The 25,794-nt window shown below is 71.2% G+C and carries 23 protein-coding genes; 16 read left to right on the plus strand and 7 right to left on the minus strand.

Annotated elements, in window-relative coordinates:
• Window positions 1-2: 2 nt before the first annotated feature.
• Entirely contained in the window at window positions 3-1,130 is a 1,128-nt protein-coding gene (locus AAHG03_RS07375; RefSeq protein ID WP_342149871.1) for an AI-2E family transporter, read from the minus strand.
• An 82-nt stretch (window positions 1,131-1,212) separates the two neighbouring features.
• Window positions 1,213-2,325 (minus strand): GGDEF domain-containing protein, encoded by a 1,113-nt coding sequence (locus tag AAHG03_RS07380; protein WP_342149872.1) that lies wholly within the window; start codon window positions 2,323-2,325, stop codon window positions 1,213-1,215.
• Between the two features lie 271 nt (window positions 2,326-2,596).
• Here AAHG03_RS07380 and AAHG03_RS07385 point away from each other — a divergent pair, with 271 nt between their 5' ends.
• The 7 genes from AAHG03_RS07385 (at window position 2,597) to AAHG03_RS07415 (ending at window position 7,891) form a co-directional block, all read left to right on the plus strand.
• Window positions 2,597-3,076 (plus strand): hypothetical protein, encoded by a 480-nt coding sequence (locus AAHG03_RS07385; RefSeq protein WP_342149873.1) that lies wholly within the window; start codon window positions 2,597-2,599, stop codon window positions 3,074-3,076.
• A gap of 528 nt (window positions 3,077-3,604) precedes the next feature.
• Window positions 3,605-3,916: an acyl carrier protein gene (locus AAHG03_RS07390; protein WP_342149875.1), complete on the plus strand. Its 312-nt coding sequence runs from the start codon at window positions 3,605-3,607 to the stop codon at window positions 3,914-3,916.
• A gap of 16 nt (window positions 3,917-3,932) precedes the next feature.
• The gene (locus AAHG03_RS07395) at window positions 3,933-4,397 is read left to right on the plus strand and encodes a 3-hydroxyacyl-ACP dehydratase FabZ family protein (protein WP_342149877.1); all 465 of its coding nucleotides are present in this window, start codon (window positions 3,933-3,935) and stop codon (window positions 4,395-4,397) included.
• Window positions 4,394-5,524, plus strand: a complete 1,131-nt coding sequence (locus tag AAHG03_RS07400; protein ID WP_342149879.1) for a beta-ketoacyl-ACP synthase — start codon at window positions 4,394-4,396, stop codon at window positions 5,522-5,524. The genes AAHG03_RS07395 and AAHG03_RS07400 overlap by 4 nt, the downstream gene beginning before the upstream one ends.
• Window positions 5,525-5,568: 44 nt before the next feature.
• Window positions 5,569-6,855: a beta-ketoacyl-ACP synthase gene (locus AAHG03_RS07405; RefSeq protein ID WP_342149881.1), complete on the plus strand. Its 1,287-nt coding sequence runs from the start codon at window positions 5,569-5,571 to the stop codon at window positions 6,853-6,855.
• On the plus strand, window positions 6,852-7,604 hold the full coding sequence (locus AAHG03_RS07410; RefSeq protein ID WP_342149882.1) for an SDR family NAD(P)-dependent oxidoreductase: 753 nt from the start codon (window positions 6,852-6,854) through the stop codon (window positions 7,602-7,604). The genes AAHG03_RS07405 and AAHG03_RS07410 overlap by 4 nt, the downstream gene beginning before the upstream one ends.
• A gap of 2 nt (window positions 7,605-7,606) precedes the next feature.
• Entirely contained in the window at window positions 7,607-7,891 is a 285-nt protein-coding gene (locus AAHG03_RS07415) for an SH3 domain-containing protein (protein ID WP_342149883.1), read from the plus strand.
• Here the strand turns inward: AAHG03_RS07415 and AAHG03_RS07420 are convergent.
• Entirely contained in the window at window positions 7,873-11,091 is a 3,219-nt protein-coding gene (locus tag AAHG03_RS07420) for a PAS domain S-box protein (protein ID WP_342149885.1), read from the minus strand. The two genes, AAHG03_RS07415 and AAHG03_RS07420, sit on opposite strands and share 19 nt — an antisense overlap.
• Window positions 11,092-11,470: 379 nt before the next feature.
• On the opposite strand from AAHG03_RS07420, the gene AAHG03_RS07425 reads away from it, so the two are divergent.
• The gene (locus AAHG03_RS07425; protein ID WP_342149887.1) at window positions 11,471-12,493 is read left to right on the plus strand and encodes a zinc-binding dehydrogenase; all 1,023 of its coding nucleotides are present in this window, start codon (window positions 11,471-11,473) and stop codon (window positions 12,491-12,493) included.
• A 201-nt stretch (window positions 12,494-12,694) separates the two neighbouring features.
• On the opposite strand, the gene AAHG03_RS07430 is transcribed toward AAHG03_RS07425, so the two are convergent.
• From AAHG03_RS07430 to AAHG03_RS07440, 3 genes are read right to left on the minus strand one after another with little or no spacing between them, the layout of a single operon-like run.
• Entirely contained in the window at window positions 12,695-13,135 is a 441-nt protein-coding gene (locus AAHG03_RS07430) for a cupin domain-containing protein (protein WP_342149888.1), read from the minus strand.
• 13 nt (window positions 13,136-13,148) lie between these two features.
• Window positions 13,149-13,973 carry a hypothetical protein gene (locus AAHG03_RS07435; protein ID WP_342149889.1) on the minus strand — a complete coding sequence of 275 codons (825 nt, stop codon included), beginning with the start codon at window positions 13,971-13,973 and terminating at the stop codon, window positions 13,149-13,151.
• A gap of 2 nt (window positions 13,974-13,975) precedes the next feature.
• Window positions 13,976-14,326, minus strand: coding sequence for a hypothetical protein (locus tag AAHG03_RS07440; RefSeq protein WP_342149890.1), 351 nt, complete (start codon window positions 14,324-14,326; stop codon window positions 13,976-13,978).
• 166 nt (window positions 14,327-14,492) lie between these two features.
• Between AAHG03_RS07440 and AAHG03_RS07445 the strand changes: the two genes are divergently transcribed.
• A complete protein-coding gene (locus AAHG03_RS07445) occupies window positions 14,493-17,435 on the plus strand; it encodes a phosphoenolpyruvate carboxylase (RefSeq protein ID WP_342149892.1) in 2,943 nt (980 codons plus the stop codon).
• 134 nt (window positions 17,436-17,569) lie between these two features.
• On the opposite strand, the gene AAHG03_RS07450 is transcribed toward AAHG03_RS07445, so the two are convergent.
• Window positions 17,570-17,815, minus strand: coding sequence for a hypothetical protein (locus AAHG03_RS07450; RefSeq protein ID WP_342149894.1), 246 nt, complete (start codon window positions 17,813-17,815; stop codon window positions 17,570-17,572).
• Window positions 17,816-18,030: 215 nt separating this feature from the next.
• Between AAHG03_RS07450 and AAHG03_RS07455 the strand changes: the two genes are divergently transcribed.
• The 7 genes from AAHG03_RS07455 to AAHG03_RS07485 all read left to right on the plus strand — a co-directional run bounded on the left by AAHG03_RS07455 (window position 18,031) and on the right by AAHG03_RS07485 (window position 25,729).
• The gene (locus AAHG03_RS07455) at window positions 18,031-18,237 is read left to right on the plus strand and encodes a hypothetical protein (RefSeq protein ID WP_342149896.1); all 207 of its coding nucleotides are present in this window, start codon (window positions 18,031-18,033) and stop codon (window positions 18,235-18,237) included.
• 11 nt (window positions 18,238-18,248) lie between these two features.
• Window positions 18,249-18,605, plus strand: a complete 357-nt coding sequence (locus AAHG03_RS07460; protein WP_342150282.1) for a hypothetical protein — start codon at window positions 18,249-18,251, stop codon at window positions 18,603-18,605.
• A gap of 583 nt (window positions 18,606-19,188) precedes the next feature.
• Window positions 19,189-19,665: a (2Fe-2S)-binding protein gene (locus tag AAHG03_RS07465; protein ID WP_091947650.1), complete on the plus strand. Its 477-nt coding sequence runs from the start codon at window positions 19,189-19,191 to the stop codon at window positions 19,663-19,665.
• Complete coding sequence (locus tag AAHG03_RS07470; protein ID WP_342149897.1) at window positions 19,662-22,013, plus strand: xanthine dehydrogenase family protein molybdopterin-binding subunit; 2,352 nt, start codon at window positions 19,662-19,664, stop codon at window positions 22,011-22,013. The genes AAHG03_RS07465 and AAHG03_RS07470 overlap by 4 nt, the downstream gene beginning before the upstream one ends.
• A gap of 302 nt (window positions 22,014-22,315) precedes the next feature.
• Window positions 22,316-23,986 (plus strand): methyl-accepting chemotaxis protein, encoded by a 1,671-nt coding sequence (locus AAHG03_RS07475; RefSeq protein ID WP_342149898.1) that lies wholly within the window; start codon window positions 22,316-22,318, stop codon window positions 23,984-23,986.
• Window positions 23,987-24,065: 79 nt separating this feature from the next.
• Window positions 24,066-24,452: a hypothetical protein gene (locus AAHG03_RS07480; protein ID WP_342149900.1), complete on the plus strand. Its 387-nt coding sequence runs from the start codon at window positions 24,066-24,068 to the stop codon at window positions 24,450-24,452.
• A gap of 131 nt (window positions 24,453-24,583) precedes the next feature.
• Window positions 24,584-25,729, plus strand: coding sequence for a sensor histidine kinase (locus AAHG03_RS07485; RefSeq protein WP_342149902.1), 1,146 nt, complete (start codon window positions 24,584-24,586; stop codon window positions 25,727-25,729).
• Window positions 25,730-25,794: the final 65 nt, after the last annotated feature.

Genomic DNA, 25,794 nt, shown 5'->3' on the forward strand with positions numbered 1-25,794 from the left:
GGTCAGCCACGGGCCACGGGCGCGTCGTTGGTCCCGGTAAAATCCCGCCACAGCAGGATCAGCGCGGCCATCACCGCCGGTCCGACGAACAGGCCGACGAGCCCGAAGGTCTCGACGCCGCCGAGGATGCCGAGCAGCACCCACAGGAACGGCAACTGCGTGGTGCCGCCGATCAGCGCCGGCCGCACGAAGTGGTCGGCGACGAACGTGATGACGAGGCCCGCCACCACGACGACGATGGCCGGCACCACCGCCCCCTTGGCCACCAGCAGCAGCGCCGCGAGCCCGAAGGCGACGGGGGCGCCGAACGGGATCATCGCGGCGACCGCGGTGAAGGCCCCGAGCAGCACCGGGTGCGGCACGCCCGCGAAATAGTAGACGATCCCGAGCAGCACGCCCTCGCCGAGCCCGACCAGCACGAGGCCATCGACGGTGCCGTGGACGGATGCCGCCATCTGCCGGGCGATCCGCTCGCCGTGCGGTCCGAACAGGCGCCGGCTCGCGGTGAGCACCCGACCCGCCAGGGTCCGCCCGTCGCGGAACAGGAAGAACATGGCGAGCAGGCAGAACGCCACCAGCACGATCCGGTGGACGATGCCGCGGCCGACATTGCGGCCGAGATCGCGGTTCGAGGCGGTGTTGAGCCGCTCGGTGAGTTCGTGCGCCCAGCCGGCATGCGCCAGATGCGCGTTCCACCAATCGCTCACGGCCTGCGCGCCGTAGGGCAGATGGGCGACGAAATTCGGCACCGGGATGCCGTTGCGCTCGGCCTCGCGGGCATAGGCCAGCACGTCGTGCGCCTCGCGCAGGGCCTCGACCGCGAGCGCCACCACCGGCAGCAGCAGGGCCAGCGCCACAAGCCCGGTGAACAGCGCCGGCCAGAGGATGTTGTGCCGCCCCGGCGGAGAGAATCTGAGCGCCCGCTCGTAGAGCGGCCAAAGGGCGACCGCGAGCACCACCGCCCAGACCAGCGCACGCAGAAAGTCCGACAGGATGTAGAGGCCGAGCCCCAGGAGCCCGATGGCCAGGGCGGCGCGGCAGAGACCTTGCGTCCGCTCGCTCTCGGGAGCGGACGGGGTGAAGGGCCGCGGCCCCGTTTGATTTTTTGGGGGCGTAATTTTGGGGGGCATTTTCGCCGCCTCGCTCGGCTCGTCACCGCAACGGTGGCGGGGGCCAAGTATGGCGGTCGACCCAGCGGTCCAGCCCTGTGGCTCAGGCGGCGCGGTCGCGTCCCTGCGCCTTGGCGCGATAGAGCGCGGCATCGGCCCGCTCGATGCCTTGCGCAAAATCCCGGTCGCCGGGCTCGATTCCGGCGACGCCGAGGCTGATCGTGCAGGGCGGCAGGTCCGGCAGGCGGCGCAGCCTGCGGCCGAGCGCGTGGCGGACCTCGTCGGCGAGCGCGCTCGCCTCGGCCCGGCTCGCCTCGGGCAGCACCATCACGAATTCGTCACCGCCCAGTCGGGCGATCTCGGCGTGTGCCGGCAGCACGGCGCGGACGCTCTCGACCAGCGTGGTCAGCACACGGTCGCCGACGCCGTGGCCGTGCTGATCGTTGATCGCTTTGAAGTGATCGATGTCGAGCACGATCACGGCGTTCCCCGGCCGGAGCAGGCGGGGCCCGAGCGCGGCGAGGCCGGCCCGGTTCCAGGCGCCGGTCAGCGGATCGCGCGCGGCCGCCTCGCGTAAGCACGCCTGCGCCCGCTCGCCCGGCATGGCGAGCAGGCCGAGATTGAGCACGGGGAGCAACAGAGGGTCGGCGAGCATCGGGAGCAGCGCCGCCATGTTCACCGCCGCCGCCCCGAACCCTTCCGCCGCGATGGCCGCGAGGAAGACCGGGATGAAGCCGAACAAGGCCGCCCCGGCGATGCGCCGTCCCGGCGCCTCGACGTTGCGCTGCCCGAAGACGAGGAGACCGCCGACCAGCGCCATCGTCAGCAGGCTGCCGCAGGTGCCGCCGATCCGGGCCGGGGCGCTGTCGATGCCGAAGAGCTGCGCCGGCAGGCCGTAGCCGAAACCGGAGGCCAGCATCGGCAGAAGCAGCCAGGGTGGGAACGGCGCCCGCCCGTCGAAGCACCGCACGCCGGTGAGCACCGCGAGCGTGCTCGCCGAGAGCAGGGCGTAGAGCAGGCCGTCCTCGACCGGCGTGTGACCCGAGACGTTGAAGCCCAGGATCACCAGGGTGTAGAGCAGCGAGCCCGCGCCCCAATGCAGGAAATAGCTCTCGTCGCGCCGCCCGACCCAGAGGCAGGCGAACACCCCGAAGAAGGCGAGGCTCGCCAGCATGCTGCACAGGCGCAGGGTCTGGATGTCCGGCAGATCGGGCATGGACCGGGACGCGAACCCTTGGCGAAAACAGTACCGAATCGGCCGGGATCGCATCCTGGCGGCAAGACCTTAAAGAATGGCCCCCGTCGCGGCCGTGGCAAAACTGCCGCTCGCTCCGGCTTCGTCGGTCGCGTCTGCCCCTCCGCGGTTTGCGAACAATCGGAACAGATTGCGAACAAGCCCTTGACCGCGTCGGCGCGCGGGGCCACTGTTCATGGAACGTTCCAGACCCGATTCGCCCCTTCACGCGGCGCCCAGGTAGGAGGTTTCCATGCTCGAGATCGGCTTCGACGGCGATACCTTTGAGCGGACCGAGGACGCGGTGCGGCCGGCCCCGGTGCGCCCGAGCGTCGATCCGGACTGGCGCCTGCGCGAGGATGGGCTCGAGCACAGGGGCACCGGCTACTTCATCGCCCGCGAGGAGATCGATTATCGCCGGGGCGACGGTCTGTGGACGTGGCCGATGCAGCTCGCCGAGAAGGCGTGGTGCGCGCCGACCGGCTTCCGCCGCTCGTTCCTCGCCGCGCTCGACCGCTACGGCATCGCCCCCGACGCGGAACTGGCCCGCTCCTTCGCGGTCGGCTTCGGCCTCTACGATCCCGGCCAGCGCAAGCACGACGGCTTCGTCGCTCTGGGCGATCTGGTGCGGCCCCGCAGCCCCGAGCGCAAGCGCGCCGCGGCGGCCGAGCCCCGCCGCCCCACCCGCGACCGCCCTCGCACCGAGCCGCGGGCGCTGGCCCACGCGACCTGATATTTTGAAGGTCGAGCACTCCGGCCTGCCGCTTCACGCCGTCATTGCGAGGCGGAGCCGAAGCAATCCAGGGCTCCGCACCGTCCAGAGAAGCCCAGACGGAGCCGTTTCGTCGGCGCGGTCTCGCGCCTTCTCTGAGAAGGTCGCGCTCTGGATTGCTTCGGCTTCGCCTCGCAATGACGGAGCGGCATCTTTCAAGACGTCGAGCCAAGCCCATCGCTTGCAGAAGGAACGGCCGTATGGCCCGGTGCGAAGAGCGCCGCGCGCAGCGGCCTCGGCTACGCCGAGGCGTCTAGCGGAGCGAGAAGCTAAAGTCGCGGACGCGGCTGCCGGCGCCTGAGGCAAGCGGGAAAGAGAGAGAGTTGCCGGGCCTCGGCTGTCTCGTGTAAGGGGTCGCGATCTTTTTAAGAGCGTCATCGGGAACCGGCGGCGACGCGTGAAGCCGCCGACCGGGTCGGGCGCCGTGGGGGCGTGCCGCGCGACGGGTCGGCGACGCCGGACACGAGAACGAGAAAGCGGCGAGCCTCCATGTCCCCTGCCTCCCTATCGAACGAGACCGCCACCTTCGACCGCGTCGCGGACATCATCGCCGACACGGCGGACATCCCGCGCGACAAGATCACGCCCGAGAGCCACGCCATCGACGATCTCGGCATCGACTCGCTTGCCTTCCTCGACATCGCCTTCGCGGTCGACAAGGCGTTCGGCATCAAGCTGCCGCTGGAACGGTGGACCCAGGAAGTGAACGAGGGCAAGGTCCCGGCCGAGGAGTACTTCGTCCTCAAGAACCTGTGCGCCCGCATCGACGGTCTCGTCGCCGAGAAGGCCGCCAAGGCCTGAGCGGGGAACGCCCGCCATGCGGCTCGAATATTTCGAGATGATCGACCACGTGGTGCGGCTCGACCGCGCCGCCGGTCGCATCGAGGCGCGGGCCGTGGTGCCCGAGGCCAGCCCCGTCTTCGAGGGGCATTTCCCCGGCCATCCGCTGGTGCCGGGCGTGCTCCTGACCGAGACCATGGCGCAGGCCTCGGGCTATCTCGTGCTCGCCCATCTCGATTTCGCGCTGATGCCGTTCCTGATGGCGGTGGACAAGGCGCGGTTCCGCTCCTTCGTCGGCCCCGGCGCCGCCCTCGACATCGAGGCGAGCCTGGAGCACGACGGCTCCGGCTATGCCGTGACCAAGGCCGCCATCCGCCACGAGGGCAAGGCGATCTGCGACGCGGAGCTGCGCTTCCGCACCATGCCGTTTCCGCCCGGGCTCGACGCGCTCATGCGCGAGCGCATGCGCGGCGTCGGCCTCATCGACGGGACCGTGGAATGAAGCGTGACGTCGTCGTCACCGGCATCGGCCTCGTCTCCTGCGCGGGCGAGGGGATCGAGGCGCATCTCGCGGCCTTCGCCTCGAAGGCGGCGCCGCGGACGGACGCCGAGACCTTCGCGCCGTATCCGGTGCATCCCGTCGTCCCCCTCACCTTCGACGCCCAGATCCCGAAAAAATCGGACCAGCGGCAGATGGAGCCGTGGCAGCGGCTTGGCGTCTACGCCGCCGGGCTCGCCCTCGATTCGACGGGGGTGAAGAATGACCCGGCGTTCAAGGCCGCGCTCCAGCTCGTCGTCGCGGCGGGCGGGGGTGAGCGCGACTACGCGGTGGACGGCGCGATCCTGTCGGGGCTGCGCGAGGCGGCCGATCCCGGCGCGTTCCTCAACGAGCGGCTGCTGAACGACCTGCGGCCGACGCTGTTTCTGGCGCAGCTCTCGAACCTGCTCGCGGGCAACATCAGCATCGTCCACGGCGTCACGGGGGCCTCGCGCACCTTCATGGGCGAGGAGGCCTGCGGGGTCGATGCCCTGCGCATCGCCCACGCCCGCGTCGCCTCGGGGCAGATCGACACGATCATGGTCGGCTCGTCCTACAACGCCGAGCGGCCGGACGTGATGGTCGTCCACGAGTTGGGCGGCTTCCTCGCCAAGCCCGTCTACCGGCCGGTGTTCGAGCGCCACGAGGACAACGGCGGCTTCGTGCTCGGCAGCGCCGCCGCCTTCCTCGTGCTGGAGGCGGCCGAGCATGCGGCTTCCCGCGGCGCCCGGGCGCTCGCCCGGCTGATGCCGGTCGCCAACGACCGCGTGACGCGGGCGCCCGGCACCGTCTCGGCGAGCCTGACCCGGCTGATCGGCGAGGCGGGCGTCGCGCGGCCGGACGTTGTGCTGTCGGGCGCGACCGGCCTCGCCGACCTCGCCGCGGAAGAACTCGCCGGCATCCGCGCGGCTTTTCCCGAGGCGGACATCCGCGCCACCGGCGACCTCGTCGGCCATCCGATGGAGGTGGCGGCGCCGTTCGGCGCGGCGCTCGCCGCCGCCCTCTGCGCCGCCGGCTCGGCGAGCGAAGTCGCGGTCACCTCGGTCGGCCATCGCCGGGGCGAGGGCGTGATCCGCGTGCTGGCCGCCTGATCGCCCGGGATGCGGACGCGGCGAAAATCTGATTGAAGGCCCGGATGGCACAGTCCCGCTCCTCGTCCACCCACGACGCGCAAGGCCGGCCCCTCGTCGCGGTGACCGGCCTCGGCATCGTCACCTCGCTCGGCCAGGGCGCGTCCGAGAACTGGGAGGCGCTCACCGCGGGCCGCTCCGGCATCCGCGCGATCCGCCGCTTCCCGACCGAGGGCCTGCGCACCCGCATCGCCGGCACCGTCGATTTCCTCGACACCGATCCGCTGGTCGCTCCGCTCCTGTCGGAACGCTTCGCCACCGTCGCGGCGGACGAGGCCGTGGCGCAATCGGGCATCGGCGCGTCCTTCCCCGGCGCGCTATTCGTGGCGGTGCCGCCGGTCGAGATGGAGTGGCCCCAGCGCGAGGCGCTGGCCGCCGCCGCGGGCTCGAACGAGGGGGCGATCACCTATTCAGAGCTGCAGCGGGCGGCGGCGAGCCGGCGGTTCGATTCCTGGCACGACCTGTTCATCTTCGGCACCGTCGCCGACCGCCTCGCCGACCGCTTCGGCACGAAGGGCTCGCCGATCTCGCTCTCGACCGCCTGCTCGTCGGGCGCGACCGCGATCCAGCTCGGCGTCGAGGCGATCCGCCGGGGCGAGATGGACGCGGCGCTCTGCATCGGCACCGACGGCTCGGTGAACCCGGAATCGCTGATCCGCTTCTCGCTGCTCTCGGCGCTCTCGACCCAGAACGACCCGCCGGAGGCCGCCTCCAAGCCGTTCTCGAAGAACCGCGACGGCTTCGTGATGGGCGAGGGCGCCGCCGCCCTGGTGCTGGAGAGCGCCGAATCCGCCCGCGCGCGGGGCGCCGACATCCTCGGCTACGTGCTCGGCTGCGGCGAGAAGGGCGACGGCTTCCACCGCACCCGCTCCAGCCCGGACGGCGCCCCGGTGATCGCAGCGATGCGGGCGGCGCTCTCCGATGCGGGCGTCGAGCCGGAGGCGATCGATCACGTCAACGCTCACGGCACCTCGACGCCGGAGAACGACAAGATGGAGGCGCTGGGCTGCTCGGCCGTGTTCGGCGAGCGGGTGGCGCGGCTGCCGATCTCGTCGAACAAGTCGATGATCGGCCACACCCTGACGGCGGCCGGCGCCATCGAGGCGGTGGTCTCGCTGCTGACGATCCGCAACGGGCGCATCCCGCCGACCATCAACTACGCCGTGCCCGACCCCGCGCTGATGCTCGACGTGGTCGACAGGACCCGCGACGTGCGGATCTCGCGGGTCTTGTCGAACTCGTTCGGCTTCGGCGGGCAGAACACCTGCCTCGTTCTGGGAGACGAGCCGTGAGCCGCCCCGTCCTCGTCGTCGGCGGCGCCTCGGGCCTCGGCGCCGCCACCGTCCGCGCCCTGGCGCGGGCCGGCCACGACGTCACCTTCACCTACCGCTCCTCCGCCGCGAAGGCCGAGGCGCTCGCCGCCGAACTGGCGGAGGCGTACCCCGAGCGAACCTTAACCGCGCGCTCCCTCGACCTGTCCGACCGTGACGCCGTCGAGGCGTTCTGCGACGCGATCGAAGGCGAGGGGTTCTACGGCTACGTCCACAATGCCGGCCAGTCGGCGGACGCGCTCGCGGCGATGCTCGACCGGGACCGCGCCGAAGAAGCGATGCAGGTCAACTTCTGGTCGCTGACCCGGATCGCCAAGGCGCTGGTGCGCGGCATGATCCGGGCGCGCACGGGGCGCATCGTCGCCATCGGCTCGGTCGCCGCGCTCCAGGCGAACGCCGGCAACGCCGCCTACGCCGCTACCAAGGGCGCGCTGATCGCCTATTGCCGGACGCTCGCCGTTGAATCGGCCAAGCGCGGGGTGACGGTCAACGTGATCGCGCCGGGCTTCATCGACACCGAGATGCTGGCCGCCTACGCCGCCCACCGCGCCGGCATCGAGCGGCAGATCCCCCTCGGGCGTTTCGCCGCGCCGGACGAGGTCGCGGCGCTGGCCGCCTTCCTGATGGGGGAGGGCGGTGCCTACATCACGGGCGCGGTGCTGCCCGTCGACGGCGGGTTGACCGCGATGATGGGCATTCACCGAACCTGACCATGCGCTTGCCTCTGTCGGCTCTCGCCGTGCTCCTGTTGCTCGCTGCGGCGAACCCGGCTTCCGCGGCCGAGCCGTTCCGCGTCGAGGGTCTCCCGCGCGACGACAGCCTGACGATCCGCGAGACCCCGGACGGCAGCGCCCCGGCGCTCGGCCAGATCCCGGTCGGCCGCCGCGTCGTCGGCTTCGGCTGCACCAACGACACGCCGAGCGGGCTGACATGGTGCCGGGTCAAGTTCGGCCGCACCATCGGCTGGGCGCGCCGGCGCTACCTCACGCCGGACTGAACGGGCGCCACGCCGAGCAGCCGCGCCAGGGTGGCGACGACCCGGCGCAGCTCCACCGGTTTCACGAGGCGCGGCACCTCGGCGAGGTCCGGCGGCAGCGTCAGCGCCTCGTGGCCGGTGACGAACGCGAACGGCACGCCGCGGGCGGCGAGCGCGCGGGCCAGGACGAAGGAGAGCCGGCCGCCGAGATCGATGTCGACGACCGCGCCGGTGGGCGCCGCGCGGCCGAGGCCGTCGAGGGCCGCCGCCTCGCCGGCATAGGGGCCGAGCACCGTGGCGCCGACGGCCTCCAGCGCCCGCGCGGTGTCGCCCGCGAGGTAGAACTCGTCCTCGGCGATCAGGATGCGCTGGCCGCCGAGATCGGCCTCGCCGCGCAGGTCGAGGCTGCCGCCGAACACCGTCGCGAGGTGCGGCGCCTGCGTCTCGAGGATGCTGGCGCCGGCCGTGAGCGGGAATTCGAGGAGGCAGCGGGCGCCGCCCGGCGTCAGCTCGATCCGGCCGCGCCCGCTCAGCTCGTACGGGATCATCCCCTCGATCAGCTCGCTGCCGAAGCCGCGGCGGCTCTGCGCGTCGGCGGCTGGGGCCGGGCCGCCGCTCTCGATCCAGAGGAAGCTCAGCCACGGGCCGTCCCGGCGGTCGGTCCGGCGCCAGCGCACCGAGACCCGGCCGCGCGGGTCCGAGAGCGCCCCGTGCTTGAGGGCGTTGGTGGTGAGTTCGTGGACCGCGAGCGTCAGCACCTCGGCGGCCTTGGGCGCCAGCTCGATCGCGGGGCCGGCGAGGTCGTACTGGTCGTCGTGCTCGGCCTGGGCGCCGATCTCGTCGCGCAGGATCGCCGCAATCGCGACGCCCGCATCGGGTGCGCGGGTGAGGCGGCTCTGGACGCGGGCGAGCGTCACGAGGCGGGCGCCGACGAGTTCGGCATAAGCGGCCACACTCTCGGCCCGCTCGCCGGAGCGCATCACGATGGAGCGGATCAGCGCCATGATGTTGCGCACCCTGTGCTGCAACTCCGCCAGTAGCACCCGCTGATGGTGCTCGGCCTGGCGCATCTCGGTCACGTCGCTGGTGATGCCGCCGATGCGCCGCACCCGGCCGTCCTCGTCGAACAGCGGGAAGCCGTGATTGCGGATGCAGCGGAACGAGCCGTCCGAGGGCCGCAGGATGCGGAACTCGTAGACCACCGCCTCGCCGCCGCGCACGCGCTCCATCTCGGCGAAGGTCCGGGCGCGGTCCTCGGGCACGATGTGGGCAGCCCAGAGCCGGGCGTCGCCGAGGATGTCCGCCTCGGACAGGCCGTAGATCGCCCGCAGGGCCGGGCTCGCGAATTCCGAGGCGAAGGTCGCCGCGTCGGTGATCCACAGCACGTCGGAGGAGGCTTCCGCGAACTGGCGGAAGCGCGCCTCGCTCTCGCGCAGGCGCAATGCCCTGCGTTGGCTCAGGAGCGCGTGACGGATCGCCGGGGCGAGCGCCTCGGCCGCCTCGCGGTCCTCCGGCCGGTAGCCGCCGGGACGGCCGGCGAGCCCGATCACGCCGACGACGGCCTCGCCCTCCACCAGCGGCACGGTGAGGATCGCGTCGGACGGGGCGCGCTCGCTCGCCTCGGGGCCGCGCATCGCCGGATCGTGCTGGCGGCGGATCGCGCGCTCCAGCGCGGTCATCGTCTCCGGCTCGGGCCCCTCGATCGTCGCGAGGGTGACGAGCCGGCCCGGCCCGGACTCGGTCATGGCGACGAGGCCGGCGGGGCTCGCGGTGAGGTCGGCCGCGACGCCGAGCGCGATGCGGCCGAGGTCTTCCACGGACGCCGCGCTCAAGGTGGCGCTGAAGATGCGGTTGATCCCCCGAAGAACCCTGTTGTTGCGCGTCAGGCGTTCCTCCGCCTCGCGCCGCTCGGTGATGTCGATGGAGATGCCGACGAACCGATTTTCGCCGAGCGGCCGCCCGGAATGGGTCATCCAGCGCGGCTGTCCATCAGCCCGGATCACCCTCGCCTCGTAGAGAAGGGGCCGGCGCCGAGCGAAGGCATCGCGATAGGCGGCGGCATACCCTTCGCGGTCATCGGGATGGACGAAGCGTTCCCAGCCCTCGTTCACCACACTCTCCAGGGTGGTGCCGAAGAAGTTGAGGTAGAACTCGTTGACGTAGACGTTGCCGGTCGGGTCCGTGTCCCAGATCAGCACCGGCGCGGCGTTGGCCATGGTGCGCAGCCGGGCCTCGGCGTCGCGGGCCAGGGTCTCGGCCCGCGCCCGCTCGATCGCCGCCCAGATGCGCTCGCCCGTCTCGGTGACGATGGCGACCTCCGCTTCGCGCCAAGCATGCGGCCTTCCGCACGTCACACTGAAGATGCCGACCAAGTCGCCGTGCTTGACCAGCGGGACGGCGATCCAGGCGGCGACGCCAGTCTCAGTAAGGCGGAACTTCTTCGATTCGGGAACGAGGTCGGTGCTCTGCGCGTCCTCGACCACAACCGGCCGACCCTGCCGGTAGAGCGGAACGACCCAATCGATCGTGTCGAGGGAGAAGGTGCCGACGAAGGGGGGTACGCCGCGAGCATGATCTTGCTCAATCACCGCGACGCCCTTCGCCTCGTGGATCGCCAAGTAAAAGGTATGGTCGGTTTCGAGATACTCACCGAGCAGACGGCACGCCTCGCCCTGGATCGCGGCTGGGTCAGCCAGAGGGCGCAGGGTGTCGGAAAGCCGGAGGAGGTAAGCCTTTTGTGTCTCGCGAATATGCAATGACTGCTCAGCGAGAACACCCTCAGTCGTCTCGAATCCGGTGATATAGACTCCGACGACGGTGCCGTCCTCGTCCCTGAGCGGCGTCCAGCTTCCGGTGAACCAGCCGAACGGATGGCCGGGCCGGCTCGGCGTCTCGAAGTACTGGTTGGTGTAATGGATCGGGCGACCGGCCAGCGTGGCGGCGATCATCGCCTCGATCCCCTGACCCTGCCAGATATCGGGGAAGCTGCAACCGAGCGCCGGGTGACGCTTGCCCAGGAAGGACGCACCGGTGTCGTTGTAGAGCATCGTCAGGGCCGGACCCCAGACGAGAACCGTGAATTGGGGCGAGCCGATCATCAGATCGACGGTCGTCTTCAGGCTCTGCGGCCAATGCGCGGACGGCCCGAGCGGGGTGGACGACCAGTCGAAGGTCCGGATGCGCTCGGCCATCTCGCCGGAGCCGTGAGGCCAGCCCGTCATCGCGTCTCACATCGCCCCGCCGGCATGCCGTGCCCGCCGCCTTTCCGAATCGCCACGCCGTCGCCCTGGAGCAATCGGCAGCGGCCGCTTTTATCGAAGCGCCGCGCAGATCGCACCGGAAACCGTCCCTGCTCTCTTTCGTTTCCGTGCCGCCGTTGTTTTCGGATCGATGTTTCAATATCCGCGATAATGTACGGAGCCGTACAATCTCCGTGCCATAAACTTTTGCACTGCAATAGAGATGCGGCCGGCCGGGACGCCGTCGCGGGCGGCCGGTCGAGCGGCCGGACCTTGGGCGGATTGAGCCGGGGTCGGTTTCGAACGATAAGCCGACCGTCCGGTTCGCCGGGACCATCGACGGCCAACGAGATCGATCCCCATGCAAGCCCTCCAGCTGTTCGGCGACCGCGACCTGCGCCTGACCGAGGTCGAGCCGCCGCCCGCGCCGGGCCCCGGCGAGGTGCAGATCCGCATCCGCGCGGTCGGCCTGAACTTCATCGACGTGTGGGGCTTCCGCGGCATGGCCTTCGCCAAGCGCAAGCTGCCGCTGACGGTGGGGGCCGAGGCCGCGGGCGAGATCGCGGCGCTGGGCGAGGGCGTCGAGGGTCTGAAGGTCGGCGATGGGGTCGTGCCCTACGGCGCCATGACCTGCGGGAAATGCCGCGCCTGTCGCGAGGGCCGCGACAACCTCTGCGAGGACGTCTCCGGCGTGATGGGCTTCCATCTCGACGGGTTCAGCCGCGAACTGGTCAATATGCCGGCCCGGCTCGTGGTGAAGGCGCCGCCGAACGTCGAGGCCGTGCAGGCGGCCTGCGCGGGCATCGCCTTCGGCACGGTCCAGCACATGCTGTTCGACAACGCGAAACTAGAGCCCGGCGAGTCGATCCTGGTCCATGCCGGCGGTTCCGGCATCGGCACGGCGGCGATCAAGATGGCCAAGGCCATCGGCTGCACCGTCTACACAACGGTCGGCGACGACCAGAAGGGCGAGAAGGCCCGGGCGCTCGGCGCCGACCACGTCGTCAACTACCGCGAGGAGCGGTTCGAGGGCGAGGTGCGGCGCCTGACCAAGCGCAAGGGCGTGGACGTGGTGTTCGAGCATGTCGGCGCCGAGACGTGGAACGGCTCGCTGCTCTGCCTCAAGCGCGGCGGGCGCCTCGTCACCTGCGGCTCCACCTCGGGCGTCTCGACCCAGATGAACCTGATGCAGCTGTTTCAGCAGCAATACCGCATCTTCGGCTCGTTCGGCTGTCGGCTGGCCAACATGCGCGACAGCCTCGACAAGATGGCCACCGGCCTGACGCCCGTCATCGACACCGTGCTGCCGCTGGCCGACTTCGCCCGGGGGCTGGAGCGGCTGGAATCGCGCAAGGTGTTCGGGAAGATCATCGTGACGATCTAAAGATCGTGACGCTCTGAGCGTCGGCTCCACCCGCCTGTCCCACCCGCCCCCTCATCCTGAGGTGCCCGCGTCAGCGGGCCTCGAAGGAGGGCTCCAACCAGCCGCGCGATCCCCGGAGCCCTCCTTCGAGGCTTCGCTTCGCTCGCACCTCAGGATGAGGGGGAGGGGTGGATCGACGGGCTGAAAGGCCGTCCGCCCGGCTCAGCGCCGCGGCGTCGGGCGCCAGTCCGGCGGAGCCATCTCGAAGCCTGAGAAATCGAAGCCGGGGGAGACGGTGCAGCTCACCAGCGTCCAGGCGCCGAGGCTGGTCGCCGTCTGCCAGTGACCGGCCGGCACCACGATCTGCGGGCGCTGGCCGCGCAGCAGGTCGGGGCCGAGGTGGTGGGCCGAGGCGTCGTGGCCGTTGGGGCTGAGCGTGATCACCATCGGCGCGCCCGCGTGCCACAGCCAGATCTCGGCGGCATCGACCCGGTGCCACGCCGAGGTCTCGCCGACGCCGAGCAGGTAGTAGATCGCCGTGCCGACCGAGCGGTCCTCGACCTCACGCGGATCACGGTACGTCTCGCGGTAATGGCCGCCTTCCGGGTGGGGCGTCAGCCCCAGCGCGTCGATCACCTGGGTCGCGGTCAGGCTGTCGGCCATGTCTCATCCTCGGTCACGGAATCGCCCCCTGCGGCAGGGGCACGGCCGGCCGGGGCGCGGCCTCGGGGCGCGGCTCGGCCCGCCGCGCCGGGCGGGTGTCCTTCGTGGTGTCCTTGGCCGTCTCCTTGGCCGCTTCCGGCGCGGGGGCGTCGGGCGCGGTACGGCGGGGCTTCGGCGCAGCGAGCGTCTTGGCCGCCGGCGCCGTGCCGCAGGCGCGGAAGCTGAAGGCCGCGAGGATGTCGCCGGAATCCGACAGGATCGGCAGCGCGTCGGGGAGCGCGATCAGCGCGGCGTCCCAGCGGATCGCACCGCCGATCACGCCCTCCAGCACCGCCGGCCCGGCGCCGCGGCGCAGCGACTGCAAGTCCGGCCCGTAGGCGGTGGCGACCTTGCCGCCGATCACCACCTGCAGCACGCGGGTCGTGTCCGGCGTCAGCGGGCGCAGCGGGTTGTCGATGGTGATGAGGCCCGAGCGGGTCACCCACAGCTCGACGGCGCCCGGAGTCTTGCCGGTGTTCGCGGTCCCTTCGTAGCGCACCGCCTCGCCCTTCTCGCAGACGACCGACGACGCGGCGTTGAGGGCGATCGTGGGCGGGGCCGGCGCCAGCGGGACGGACGGGTTCGGCGGCGCGGGATCAGTGGTGGGCTTCTCCTCCGCCGGTTTCTCGGCGGCCTTCTCGGCCGGCTTGGGCTTCGGCTTCGGGCGTGGCTTCGGCTTGCGCGGCGCGGGCGCGGCCTCGCCGGGCGCCTCCGGGGCGGGCTCGGCGTCCTGCGCCGCGACCGGGCAGGCCCAGGCCGCCAGCAGCGTCAGGCCGGCGGCGCAAACGTGACGGCGCATCCTCATCCGGCCTGTCTCCGGGAGCCGGCCTGCTCCGGCTCGGCCGCGTGGGCGCGGTCCATCAGGCGGTTCAGTTCGGCGTCGAGCGTGCGGGAATCGATGGTCTTGAAGTCGATCGCCTTGAGGTCAGGGGCCCGGTCGAGCGCCCTCGCGTCCAGTACCGGCGCGGCGCGGTCGATCGGGCTGTGGCTGTCGGGCGTCAGCTTGCGGATCGTGCCCGCCTCGTCGTCGGCCCAATCCTCTTCCTGCGGCAGCATCAGCCGCGTGCGACGCTCAGCCCAAAAAAACCCCACCATGAGGACGCAGCCGATCACGGTCGCCGCGACGGCGGCCAGGACAACGAGGTTTTCCATACAGAACCGACCCTAGACCGGATCGGCCCGCCATGCACCCCGCTCAATGCCGCGCGCCGAGAACGCCGCCCGATAACTCGGGAACGGTCCTTGCGTCGCCGGCCCGAACGGTGAGAACCGGCTGCGCGGGCTCAACGTCGCCGGCCGCTCACGTCAGGGATGCTCGATGCCGCTCGAAGACCACCATTCCGGCTCGCCCGCGCTCGATGCCAAGGACGGCGCGCCGCCGACCTCCGGCCTACCCGGCGCCGACCTCGAACGCACGCTCCTCGACCTCGTGGCCAGGAGCCGCGAGCAGGCGAGCGAGGACCCGTTCCGCAACCCCGTGCTTGCGGTGACGCTGGCGATCACCCGCCGCCTCGACCGCGAGGAGATCGGCGAGGGCGACCTCGACACGCTGCTCGCCACGCTCCGCCGCCGGGCGCTGACCGAGCGGACGGCGCGGCTGCGCCGCTATGTCGGCCTCGACGGCGGGGAGAAGGGCGAGGAAGCGGGCACGCTCGCCGACCTCGCCGGGCGTCTCGTCGCCTCGGTGCCGCGCGGCGCCTCCGATTTCGACGTGCTGCGCGAGCGCGTCGGCCGCACGGGCTTCGCCGCGGTGTTCACCGCGCATCCGACCTTCGGCATGCCCCGCACGGTCGCCGAGATGATCGCCCGCGCCGCCTCGCTGCCGGAGGAAGACGCCCGCGCGCCGATCCTCGGCGAGGCCGCCGCCCGCTCCAGCCGGCCCGATCCGGGCATCAGCCTGGACGACGAGTTCGAGCAGGCGTGTGTGGCCGCCAACAACGGCCGCGCCGCCATCGACAGCTTCAACGACGCCTTGCTGGAGGCGGCGCGCCAACGCTGGCCGGACCGCTGGACCGAACTGGTCCCGAAGCCCTTGGCCATCGCCAGCTGGGTCGGCTGCGACACCGACGGGCGCACCGATATCGGCTGGTGGGACACGGTGCGCTACCGCCTGATCTCGAAGCGCATGCAGTTCGACCGCATCCTGCGCGACCTGCCCGACGTGCCCGCCGCGGGCGTCGTGCGCGACCTCGTCCAGGGCGCCCGCGCCGCGGTCGAGCGCCAGCTCGCGGGCGCGCCGCTGCTCGGCACCAAGCCCTCGCTCGAAACCGTCCACCGCTTCGCGCTCGCCCTCATCATCGAGCGCGAGCGGGCGCAGACCGATGCCGGGCCGCTGCTCGCCGGGCTCGCCTCGGCCATCGGCTCGGCGACCTCCGACGCGGATCGCCGCGCCATCGCGGTCCTGCGCTCCGGCGTCGCCGCGCACGGCCTGTCGAACGCGCTGCCGCATTTCCGGCTCAACGCCAGCCAGATCCACAACGCGGTGCGCCGCGTCATCGATCTCGAAGGCGAGCCGACCGACGCCGCGCAGCGCCGCTCGCATCTGGCCGCGATCAACACGCTTCTGAACGACGTGCGTCCGGTGCCGGTCGATTTCGGCGCGCTCGCCGCCGAGCGGGCCTCGGCCGCGCGGCTGATGATGACGATCACGCAGATCCTCAAGCATGTCGACGGCACCCATCCGGTGCGCTTCCTCATCGCCGAGACCGAGACCGGCTACACGCTGCTCGCTGCCCTCTGGCTCGCCCGCCATTACGGCATCTCGGACAAGGTCGAGATCACCCCGCTGTTCGAGACCGCGAGCGCGCTCGAACAGGGCATCCGCGTCCTCGACGATGCGCTGCGCAACCCGCACTGGCGCGCCCACCTGAAACGGCTCGGGCGGCTCTCGGTGCAGTTCGGCTACTCGGATTCCGGGCGCTATGTCGGTCAGCTCGCCGCGACCTTCTGGATCGAGCGCCTGCGCCTGCGCATCACCGAGCTGATGACCCAGAACGGGCTGTCGGACATCGAACTCGTCATCTTCGACACCCACGGCGAATCGATCGGCCGCGGCGCCCATCCGACTTCGCTGCGCGACCGCCTCGCCTACCTCGCGCCGGAGGATGCCCGCCGCCGCAACGCCGAGGCCGGGATCAGGGTGCGGCTCGAATCGAGCTTCCAGGGCTCGGACGGCTACCTGATGTTCGGCACGCCCCAACTCGCCGACGCCTCGGTGGCGCGCATCGCCGAGCACCTGTTCGCCGACGCGCTCACCGAGGACGACGCCTTCGACGATTACGCGCTGAGCGACGGCAAGGCCGCCGACCCCGCCGCCGACCCGATCTACGAGGAGAAGGATTTCGCCGCCGAGTTCTTCCGCTCCGTGCGGCAGGACATGGAGGCGCTGGTCGATGATCGCGGCTATGCGGCGATGCTCGGCACCTTCGGCCCCAGCCTGATCGACCGCACCGGCTCGCGCCCCGTCGCCCGCCAGTCGGATTCCGGCGGCCCCGCGGCGATCACCCATCCGCGGCAGATGCGGGCGATCCCCAACAACGCGATCCTGCAGCAGCTCGGCTTCCTCGCGAACTCGCTGCACGGCGTCGGCCGCGCGGCGCACCGCGCGCCCGAGACCTTCCGGCACATGCGCGGCTCGTCCGTCCGCTTCGCCCGCGCCTTCCGGCTGGTGCAGCACGCGGCCGCTGTCGGCGATCTCGACGTGCTGCGCGCCTATATCGACACCCTCGATCCGGCGGTGTGGCTGGAGCGCGCCCGCCGCACCCGCCGCGAGGGCCGGCGCGAGGAGCTGATGACGGTGGCGGCCGCGCTGGAGCGCCTGAGCCTCGCCCCCGACCTGCGCCGCCTGTTCGGCCGGCTCACCCGCGACTGGCTCCATCTCCAGGCCGCGGCCCCGGACCTCACCGTGATGTCGGCGCGCCTCACGCTGCTCCACGCGATCCGGCTGGCGCTCATCCACCGCATCTGGTTCCTGGCCGCCCACATCCCGGCCTTCCGGCCCCAGGCGGGGCTCACCCGCGAGATGCTGATGGAGCGCTTCCTGCGCCTCGACATCGACGGGTGCTTAAAAATCCTCGACGAGATCTATCCCGTCGCCCCCGATCCGACGCTCGGCCTCAACTTCGGCGAGCCGCCCGGCCCGCGCGACGTCGGCACCTACGAGGCCGAGCACACCACTCTGTTCGGGCCGATCCGCCGGATGTTCGAGCGGGTGCGGGAGATTTCGGGCATCATCCAGCACGAGGTCGGGGCGTTCGGATGATCTACCCATCGTCATTCCGGGGCTCGCCGCAGGCGAGAACCCGGAATCCACCCGTGATGTGCGGCATCACGCGGCGTCGCGGCCAGTCGTGGATTCCGGGTTCGATTCGCGCCCCGGAATGACGGTAGCGGCGGTCAATGCCGCATGATGCTCTCGATGCCGGCATCCGGCTCGACCTTGCCGGCGAAGCGCGACAGGCGCGCCAGGCTGGGCTCGGCGAGGCCGCCCGCGTTGGCGTAGGTCGCGAGCGCGAAGCTCACGAGGAACTCGGCCTCCTCGTGGGTCATCGCCCGGCCGCTGAGCGTGCTGGCGGCGCCGCGCACGGCGAGGACGGCTTGGCGGAAGGCGGGATCGTTCTTCAGTTCGTCCAGGCGACTCATCGGGCGTCCTCGGGGCCGTGTCTCGTTGGGGTCGGCATCGTGCCGAGCTGTGCGGCGTTTCAGGTGAACTCCGTCCGAACGAAATCGTCGCGCCGCCGCCGGTTCCACCGCCCGATCCGAAAGCCTCGCCTGTCCGCCCCTCGCCGCCCCTCGCCGCCCCTCGCCGCGCCTGCGCCGAGCGGTAGATGAAGGGGAGCAAAGGGGAGGGCCGAGCCATGGACGCGAACGAAGGGGCGGGGACCGCGCAGGACGTCACGCAGGATCCCGTCTACGCCGAGGGCCGCACGGCGGCCGAGCGCCGCGAGGGCGCGGACAAGAATCCCCACTCGGCCGGCTCGGCGGAGTACCGCCGCTGGGCCGACGGCCACGCCTCGGTCACCGCCCCCGACGCCATCGCCGACGACCTCGCCGACTTCGCCTGATGGGGGGCGCCATGCGCGTGCTGGAGACCCCGGACGGCCGCTACATCGTCGTCCACGGCCGGCTGTGGCGCCGCCATCGCCCGGACCTCGAACCGGTGCGCCGCGACCGGCTCATCCGCGAGCTGATGGACGCCCGCCGCGGCGTGCGCGCCGCCAAGCGTTCCGGCGAGGCCGAGGCCCTGCGCGCCGCCCGCGACGCGGTCGATGCCGCCAAGCACGGGCTCGGCGAGCGCGGCCCCGTCTGGTGGACCGACGGCGCACCCGACCTCAACCGGCGCATGGTCGCCAACACGCCCTATGCCGCGTGGTATGCGGGCCTGCCGGAGGCAGCCAAGGCCGATCCGGACCGGCGGAAGGGTTCGGGTTAGGGACTCGACGCGTCCACCTTCCACGCCGTCATTCCGGGGCCGCGCAGCGGAACCCGGAATCCACCCGTGATGCGCGGTGCCCGGTCCCAGTCGAACCGGCGAGGCCAGTCGTGGATTCCGGGTTCGCCTACGGCGCCCCGGAATGACGGCGTGGTTTGTTGAAAAGGCCGACGAGCACCTCGCCGCAACCTCGAGGGTGCCTCTCCCCCACCCGCCCATGTGCGCGAACGCACAGACCGCCCTGCCCAAACCGCCCGAACCCGCCCCACGGCCCGATCTGGGGCGAAGCGACGGCTTGGGACGATTGTCAGCCCCGGCCGTTTTCGACTAATTCCAGATTATGCATGCAGGCGGGGCCTCGACCGGTCCCGGACCGGGCGCGTCCCGGCCGTCCTGACATTCAAGAGCCGGGCGGACGCGTTCTCACGCGCCGCGCCAAACCGGCCGCCACGGCATCGGACCGCCCGCCGGATCGGCGCCCGGTCCGGCACGGCAACCCATGGGGACGGACAGTCACGAGCGGCTTTTCGCCGGGCCCGAGGCTCGCGCGAAAAACCCCATCCTGAAACGGCAGATGGCAGCGATGATAAAACTGACGGTCAACGGAGCCGAACGCAGCTTCGACGGCGATCCCGAGATGCCGTTGCTGTGGTACCTGCGCGACGAACTCGGCCTCACCGGCACGAAGTTCGGCTGCGGCATCGCCCAGTGCGGCGCCTGCACGGTCCATATCGGCGGCACCGCCGCGCGGGCCTGCATCACCCCGGTCTCCGGCGCCGAAGGCCAGGAGATCGTCACGATCGAAGGGCTCTCGCCCGACGGCAACCACCCGGTCCAGACCGCGTGGCGCGACCTCAACGTCGCCCAGTGCGGCTACTGCCAGACCGGCCAGATCATGCAGGCGGCGGCCCTCTTGAAGGACACGCCCAAGCCCACCGATCAGCAGATCGACGAGACCATGAGCGGCAACATCTGCCGCTGCGGCACCTATCCGCGCATCCGCGCCGCGATCCACCAGGCCGCCGGCAACGCGCCCGCCAACAAGGGAGAGCGCCTGTGATTCACGAAGCCAAGCTGATGGCCGAAACCGCCGCGTCGCAGAACGCCGCCAGCCCCGTAACAATCGACAACTTCAGCCGCCGCGGCGTCCTCGGCGGCATGGGCGCCCTCGTGCTTGCCCTCTCGCTGACCGACCGGGCGAAGGCGGACGAGGGCCAGACGGAAGAGCAGAAAGCCAAGAAGTTCGGCGCCGACGGCATGCCGAACGGCTGGCGCGACGATCCCAAGATCTTCGTGGCCATCGCGCGTGACGGCACGGTGACGGTGACCAACCATCGCTCCGAGATGGGCACCGGGGTTCGCACCTCCATCGCCTTCACGGTCGCCGACGAGTTGGAGGCCGACTGGTCGAAGGTGAAGGTGGTCCAGGCCTGGGGCGACGAGAAGCGCTTCGGCAACCAGGACACCGACGGCTCGCGCTCGCTCCGCCACTTCTTCCAGCACTTCCGCCATGTCGGTGCGGCGGCGAAGCTCATGCTGATCCAGGCCGCGGCCAAGCAGTGGGGCGTGCCGGCGAACGAAGTGACGGCGGAGAACCACGTCCTCACCCACGCCAAGTCGGGCCGCAAGCTCGGTTACGGCGATGTCGCCGAGGCCGCCGCCGCCCTGCCGGTGCCGGCCCGCGAGAGCGTGTCGCTCAAGAAACCGGAAGCCTTCCGCTACATCGGCAAGGGCAAGGTCGGCCTGATCGACAACCACGACATCACGACCGGCAAGGCGATCTACGCCCTCGACGTGAAGCTCGACGGGATGCTCTACGCCGTGGTCGCCCGCCCGGCGGTCTACGGCGGCAAGGTGACGTCCTACGACGATTCCGCGACCCTCAAGGTCCCCGGCGTCATCAAGACCGTGAAGATCGAGGGCGGCGAGATCCCGTCCGAGTTCATGCCGCTCGGCGGCATCGCGGTCATCGCCAAGAACACCTGGGCGGCGATGAAGGGCCGCGAGGCCCTGAAGGTCACCTGGGACGACGGCCCGAACGCCGGCTACGACACCGACGCCTTCCGCAAGGAGCTGGAGGCCGCCGCGCGCAAGCCCGGCAAGGTGGTCCGCACCTCCGGCGATGTGGACGCCGCGATGAAGACGGCCAAGACCAAGGTCGAGGCCGAGTACTTCGTCCCCCACCTCGTCCAGGCCCCGATGGAGAACCCGGCAGCGGTCGCCCGCGTCAAGGACGGCGCCTGCGAGGCCTGGGCCTGCACGCAGGGGCCGCAGGCGGCGCATGACCGCCTCGTCAAGCGCCTCAATCTCCCCGCCGACAAGGTGCGGGTGAACGTGACGCTGCTCGGCGGCGGCTTCGGCCGCAAGTCCAAGCCCGACTACGTGGTCGAGGCGGCGCTCTGCTCGCAGGCCGTCGACGGCGCGCCGGTCAAGCTTGTCTGGACGCGTGAGGACGACATCCAGCACAGCTACTACCACACCATCTCGGTGGAGCGGATCGAGGCGGGCCTCGACGACAAGGGCATGCCGGTGGCGTGGCTGCACCGCTCGGTGGCGCCGACGATCGGCTCGATCTTCGCGCCCGATCCCAAGCACGAGTTGCCGTTCGAACTCGGGATGGGTCTCGTCAACAACCCGTTCGACCTGAAGAACATCCGGCTGGAGAACCCGGAGGCCGCCGCCCATACCCGGATCGGCTGGTTCCGCTCGGTCTCGAACATCCCGCACGCCTTCGCGATCCAGTCCTTCGTGGCCGAACTCGCCCACGCGGCGGGTCGCGACCCGAAGGACTACCTGCTCGACCTCATCGGCCCGGCTCGCAAGATCGATCCGACCGAGATCGGCGACGTGTGGAACTACGGCGAGGACCCGAAGCGCTACCCCGTCGATACCGGGCGCCTGCGCGGCGTGATCGAGGCGGTGGCCAAGGGTGCCGGCTGGGGCCGCAAGCTGGAGAAGGGCCGGGGACTCGGCATCGCCGGCCACTACAGCTTCGTCACCTACACCGCGGTCGCGGCCGAGGTGGAGGTCGATGCCAAGGGTCAGGTGAAGGTCCACGCCGTCGACATCGCCGTCGATTGCGGGCCGCAAGTGAACCCGGAGCGCATCCGCTCGCAGATGGAAGGCGCGGTGGTGATGGGGATGGGCCTCGCGCTCACCTCCAAGATCACCTTCAAGAACGGCCGCGCCGAGCAGTCGAACTACGACACCTACGAGATCACCCGCATCGACGCCGCCCCGAAGGTGGTGCGCGTGCATCTCGTCCCGACCGGCACCTGGGACGGTCCGCTCGGCGGCGTCGGCGAGCCCGGCGTGCCCCCGGTGGCGCCGGCCATCGCCAACGCGGTCTTCGCCGCCACCGGCCGCCGGGTGCGCGAGCTGCCGCTGCGCGACCAGCTCAGCAGCTGATCGATTCCCGATCCTGGCCTCACCGCCGGGATCGGCCCCGTGCGACAGGCGCCCCCGGACGCGATCCGCCGAGCCTTTACGAGGTTCGGTGCACCGCATCCGGGGGCGTTTTTTGTATTCATCGCCCGTCGCGCCCGCCCGCGAAGACGGGAGCGAGCCGGCACGATGACAGAGGAGGCAGGAGCGTAACTCCGTTAACGGGCCCTCAATCGCGGAAACTTATTTCACGGACGATCAACGCGTCGTCGGTTCGATTGGGTCTCCACCGAAATCCGGCGACGCGAGAACGAGGAAACGCCTTGATGCTGCCCGTCACGATCAAGAGCCGTCTGATCGTCATGCTCTCGTTCATGGGTCTGCTGCTCCTGGTCTCCACGGGCCTCGGCGGCCTCGCCCTGGTCTGGAGCAACGCCAGCCTGAAGACGACCTACGACGACCGGCTCGTGCCGCTGAGCCAGTTCCTGACGATGCGCGACCTGTGCGACCGTATCCTCGACACCTCCCGCGGCGCGGTCGAGGGGCGGAGCACCCCGAAGGCGGCGGCGCAGACGATCGAGCGCAGCCTCGCCGACCTGCGCCGGACCTGGGACGAGTACCTCGCCACGCACCTGACCGAGGACGAGAAGCGCCTCGCCGACACCATGGGCGGCCACATCGCGCGCAACGGCAAGATCATGGCCGACCTCGCCGGGCATCTGGCCGCGGGCCGGCTCGACGCCCATGCCGAGACCCACGAGACGCTGGTGATGCGGATGCCGCAGATCAACGAGGCCATGTCGAAGCTCACCACGCTCCAGCTCGACGAGGCGCGCGCGGAATATGCCCGCTCGCAGGTCAAGGCCGACGGGCTCGGCGCAGCGCTGCTCGCCTGCCTCGTGCTCGCCTGCGGCGGCCTCGGCCTCGGCGTCGTGACGGTGATGGGCGGCGTGGTGCGGCCCCTGCACCGGATCACCGCGACGATGGGCCGGCTCGCGGGCGGCGACCTCACGGCGACGATCGAGGGCGCGGCCCGCCGCGACGAGATCGGCGCGATGGCGCGCGCCGTCGCGGTGTTCAAGGACGCAATGGTGGCCGAACGCGACGCCGCCGCCGCCGCCGCGGACGCCACCGAGGCCAAGACCCGCCGCGCCCGGACCCTCGACCGGGCGACGCGCGATTTCGAGGACGAGGTCTCCGGTCTGACGAGCGCGCTGACGGCCGCCGCCGCCGAGATGGAGGCGACCGCCCGCGGCATGTCGGCCTCGGCTTCTGTCACCACCGAGCAATCGGCGAGCGTCGCGAGCGCGGCGGAGCAGATGTCGGCCAACGTCCAGACGGTCGCTGCTGCCAGCGAGGAGATGGCCTCCTCGATCATGGAGATCGCCGCCCAGGTCGCCCATTCGTCCGGCATCTCCGACCGGGCCGCCGCGGACGCCGCCCGCACCGACGCGATCATCCGCAGCCTGTCGGAGGGCACCGAGCGCATCGGCGCCGTGGTCGGCATGATCTCGGCCATCGCCGGCCAGACCAACCTGCTCGCGCTCAACGCCACCATCGAGGCGGCCCGCGCCGGCGAGGCGGGGCGGGGCTTCGCCGTGGTGGCCGGGGAGGTCAAGGCTCTGGCCGAGCAGACCAGCCGCGCCACGCAGACGATCTCGCAGCAGATCGGCGCCATCCAGGACCAGACCCATCAGGCGGTGGCCGCCATCCGGGCCATCGGCCAGACCATCGTCGAGCTGCGCACCATCGCGACCGGCGTCGCGGCGGCGATGGAGGAGCAGGGCGCGGCCACGCACGAGATCGTCCGCAACGTCAATCAGGCGGCGCTCGCCACGCAATCGGTCGCCGGCAACGTCGTCGCGGTCCGCGACATCGCCGGGCAGACCGGGGCGGCCTCGGAGCAGGTGCTGGTCTCGGCCTCCGAACTCTCGCAGCGCTCCGACCGGCTCGGCGCCACGGTCGCGGGCTTCCTCGCGACCATCAAGGCGGCTTGATCGAAGGCGGTTCGACTCGCAACCCGGTGGCCTCTCGCGGCTTTCCCCATCGTCTTCAGCGATCAAGGAAGCCGTCCCCATGATGCAGGCCGCCCGCGCCGCCCGCCTCCTCCCGTTCCTCGCGCTCGGCTTGGCCGGCCCGGCGCTCGCCTCGCCCTGCTCGGACAAGATCGCCTCCCTCGACGGGCGGGTGAAGGACGAAGCCCGCACGGCAATCTCGGCCTCCACCGGCAGCAAGACCATCGCGGCCCACCGCGAGGGAGAGGGCCAGACCGGCACCGGCGGCCAGACCGACCAGCGCGAGGCCCCGCCCGAGAAGTCGGCGGAAGCCGGCAAGGGCGGCGATCAGGCCCAGCAGGCCAAGGTCGCGCTGGAAGAGGCGCGCACCGCCGACGGCAAGGGCGACGCCAAGGGCTGCGAGGCCGCGACCGCGCGGGCGGAAAAGCTCCTCGACGCCAAGCCGTGACCGACCGCCAGGGCAAATCGGCTTGACCTGCGGCGGGATATCGTAAGTTAAGGCGAGCGTGCCCGGATGCGGACACGCTCGCCTTGCGAGGGCACGAGCCCGTTGACCGCCGACGCCGAGCCGATTTGTCGATGACCGTGACCGCGCCGGAAGCGCTCGACCTCCGCCTGCGCCAGCAGGTCATCCTGTCCGATTTCGGCGTCGAGGCGCTGAGGGCGAGCGCGTTGCCCTCGCTGCTGCAGCGGGCGACCGAACTCTGCGCCGCGGGCATGGGCGCCCAGTTCTGCAAGGCGTTGGAATATCAGCCCTCCGAGGATCGGCTGCTGGTCTGCGCGGGCGTCGGGTGGGAGCCCGAGGCGGTAGGCAACGCGACGATCGGCGCCGACCTCGCCTCGCCCGCGGGCTACGCGCTCAAGACCGGCCGGCCGGTGATCTCGAACCACCTCGAGAACGAGACGCGCTTCCGCACCCCCGCGCTGATGGCCGACCACGGCATCCGCCGGGCGGTGAACGTGCTCATCACCAACCGCGACGGCCATTACGGCGTGCTGGAGGTGGACGACACCCGCGAGGGCGTGTTCGGCGAGGCCGACATCGCGTTCATGCAGGGCTTCGCCAACCTGCTCGGCAGCGCCATCGAGCGGCTGCGGTCCGAGGCCGAGCTGAAGGTCGCGCTGGAGCGGCAGGACCTGCTGACCCGCGAGATGAGCCACCGCGTCAAGAACAGCCTTGCTGTAGTGGCGGGCCTGCTCGCGCTGCAGGTGCGCGGCACCGACAACGCGGACGTAAAGAACGCCCTGTCCGATGCCCGCGCCCGGGTCGAGGCGGTAGCGCAGGTCCACGACCAGCTCTGGCGCCAGCCGGACATCACCCGCACCGACCTCGCCGGCTTCCTCGAAGCGTTGTGCGAAAAACTCGCCGAGAGCGCGGGCGCCAACGCGCTCCGCTGCCGGGCGGACGCCGTGACGATCCCGGCCGACCTCGCGATCCCGCTGGGCCTGTTCGTCAACGAACTCGTCACCAACGCGATCAAGTACGCCTATCCCGAAGGGCAGGGCGAGATCCGCGTCGAGGCGTCGTCCCGCGACGACGGCGGCCTCACGGTCTCGGTCTCCGACGACGGCGTGGGGCTACCCGCCGGCTTCGATCCGACCAAGGCGCGCGCCAGCCTCGGCATGCGCGTGATCAACAACCTCGCCCGCCAGCTCGAGGGCGAACTAGCGCTGGTGCCGGGGCAGGGCGCGCGCTTCGAGCTGCGGATGGCGCCCCACTCCTAGACGATCGTCCTGGATATGGAATCCAGGACGATCGTCTAACATTCTGTGCCGCATCGGCTTTTTCC

The organism is Methylorubrum subtropicum, assembly GCF_038442325.1.
Lineage (GTDB): Bacteria > Pseudomonadota > Alphaproteobacteria > Rhizobiales > Beijerinckiaceae > Methylobacterium > Methylobacterium subtropicum.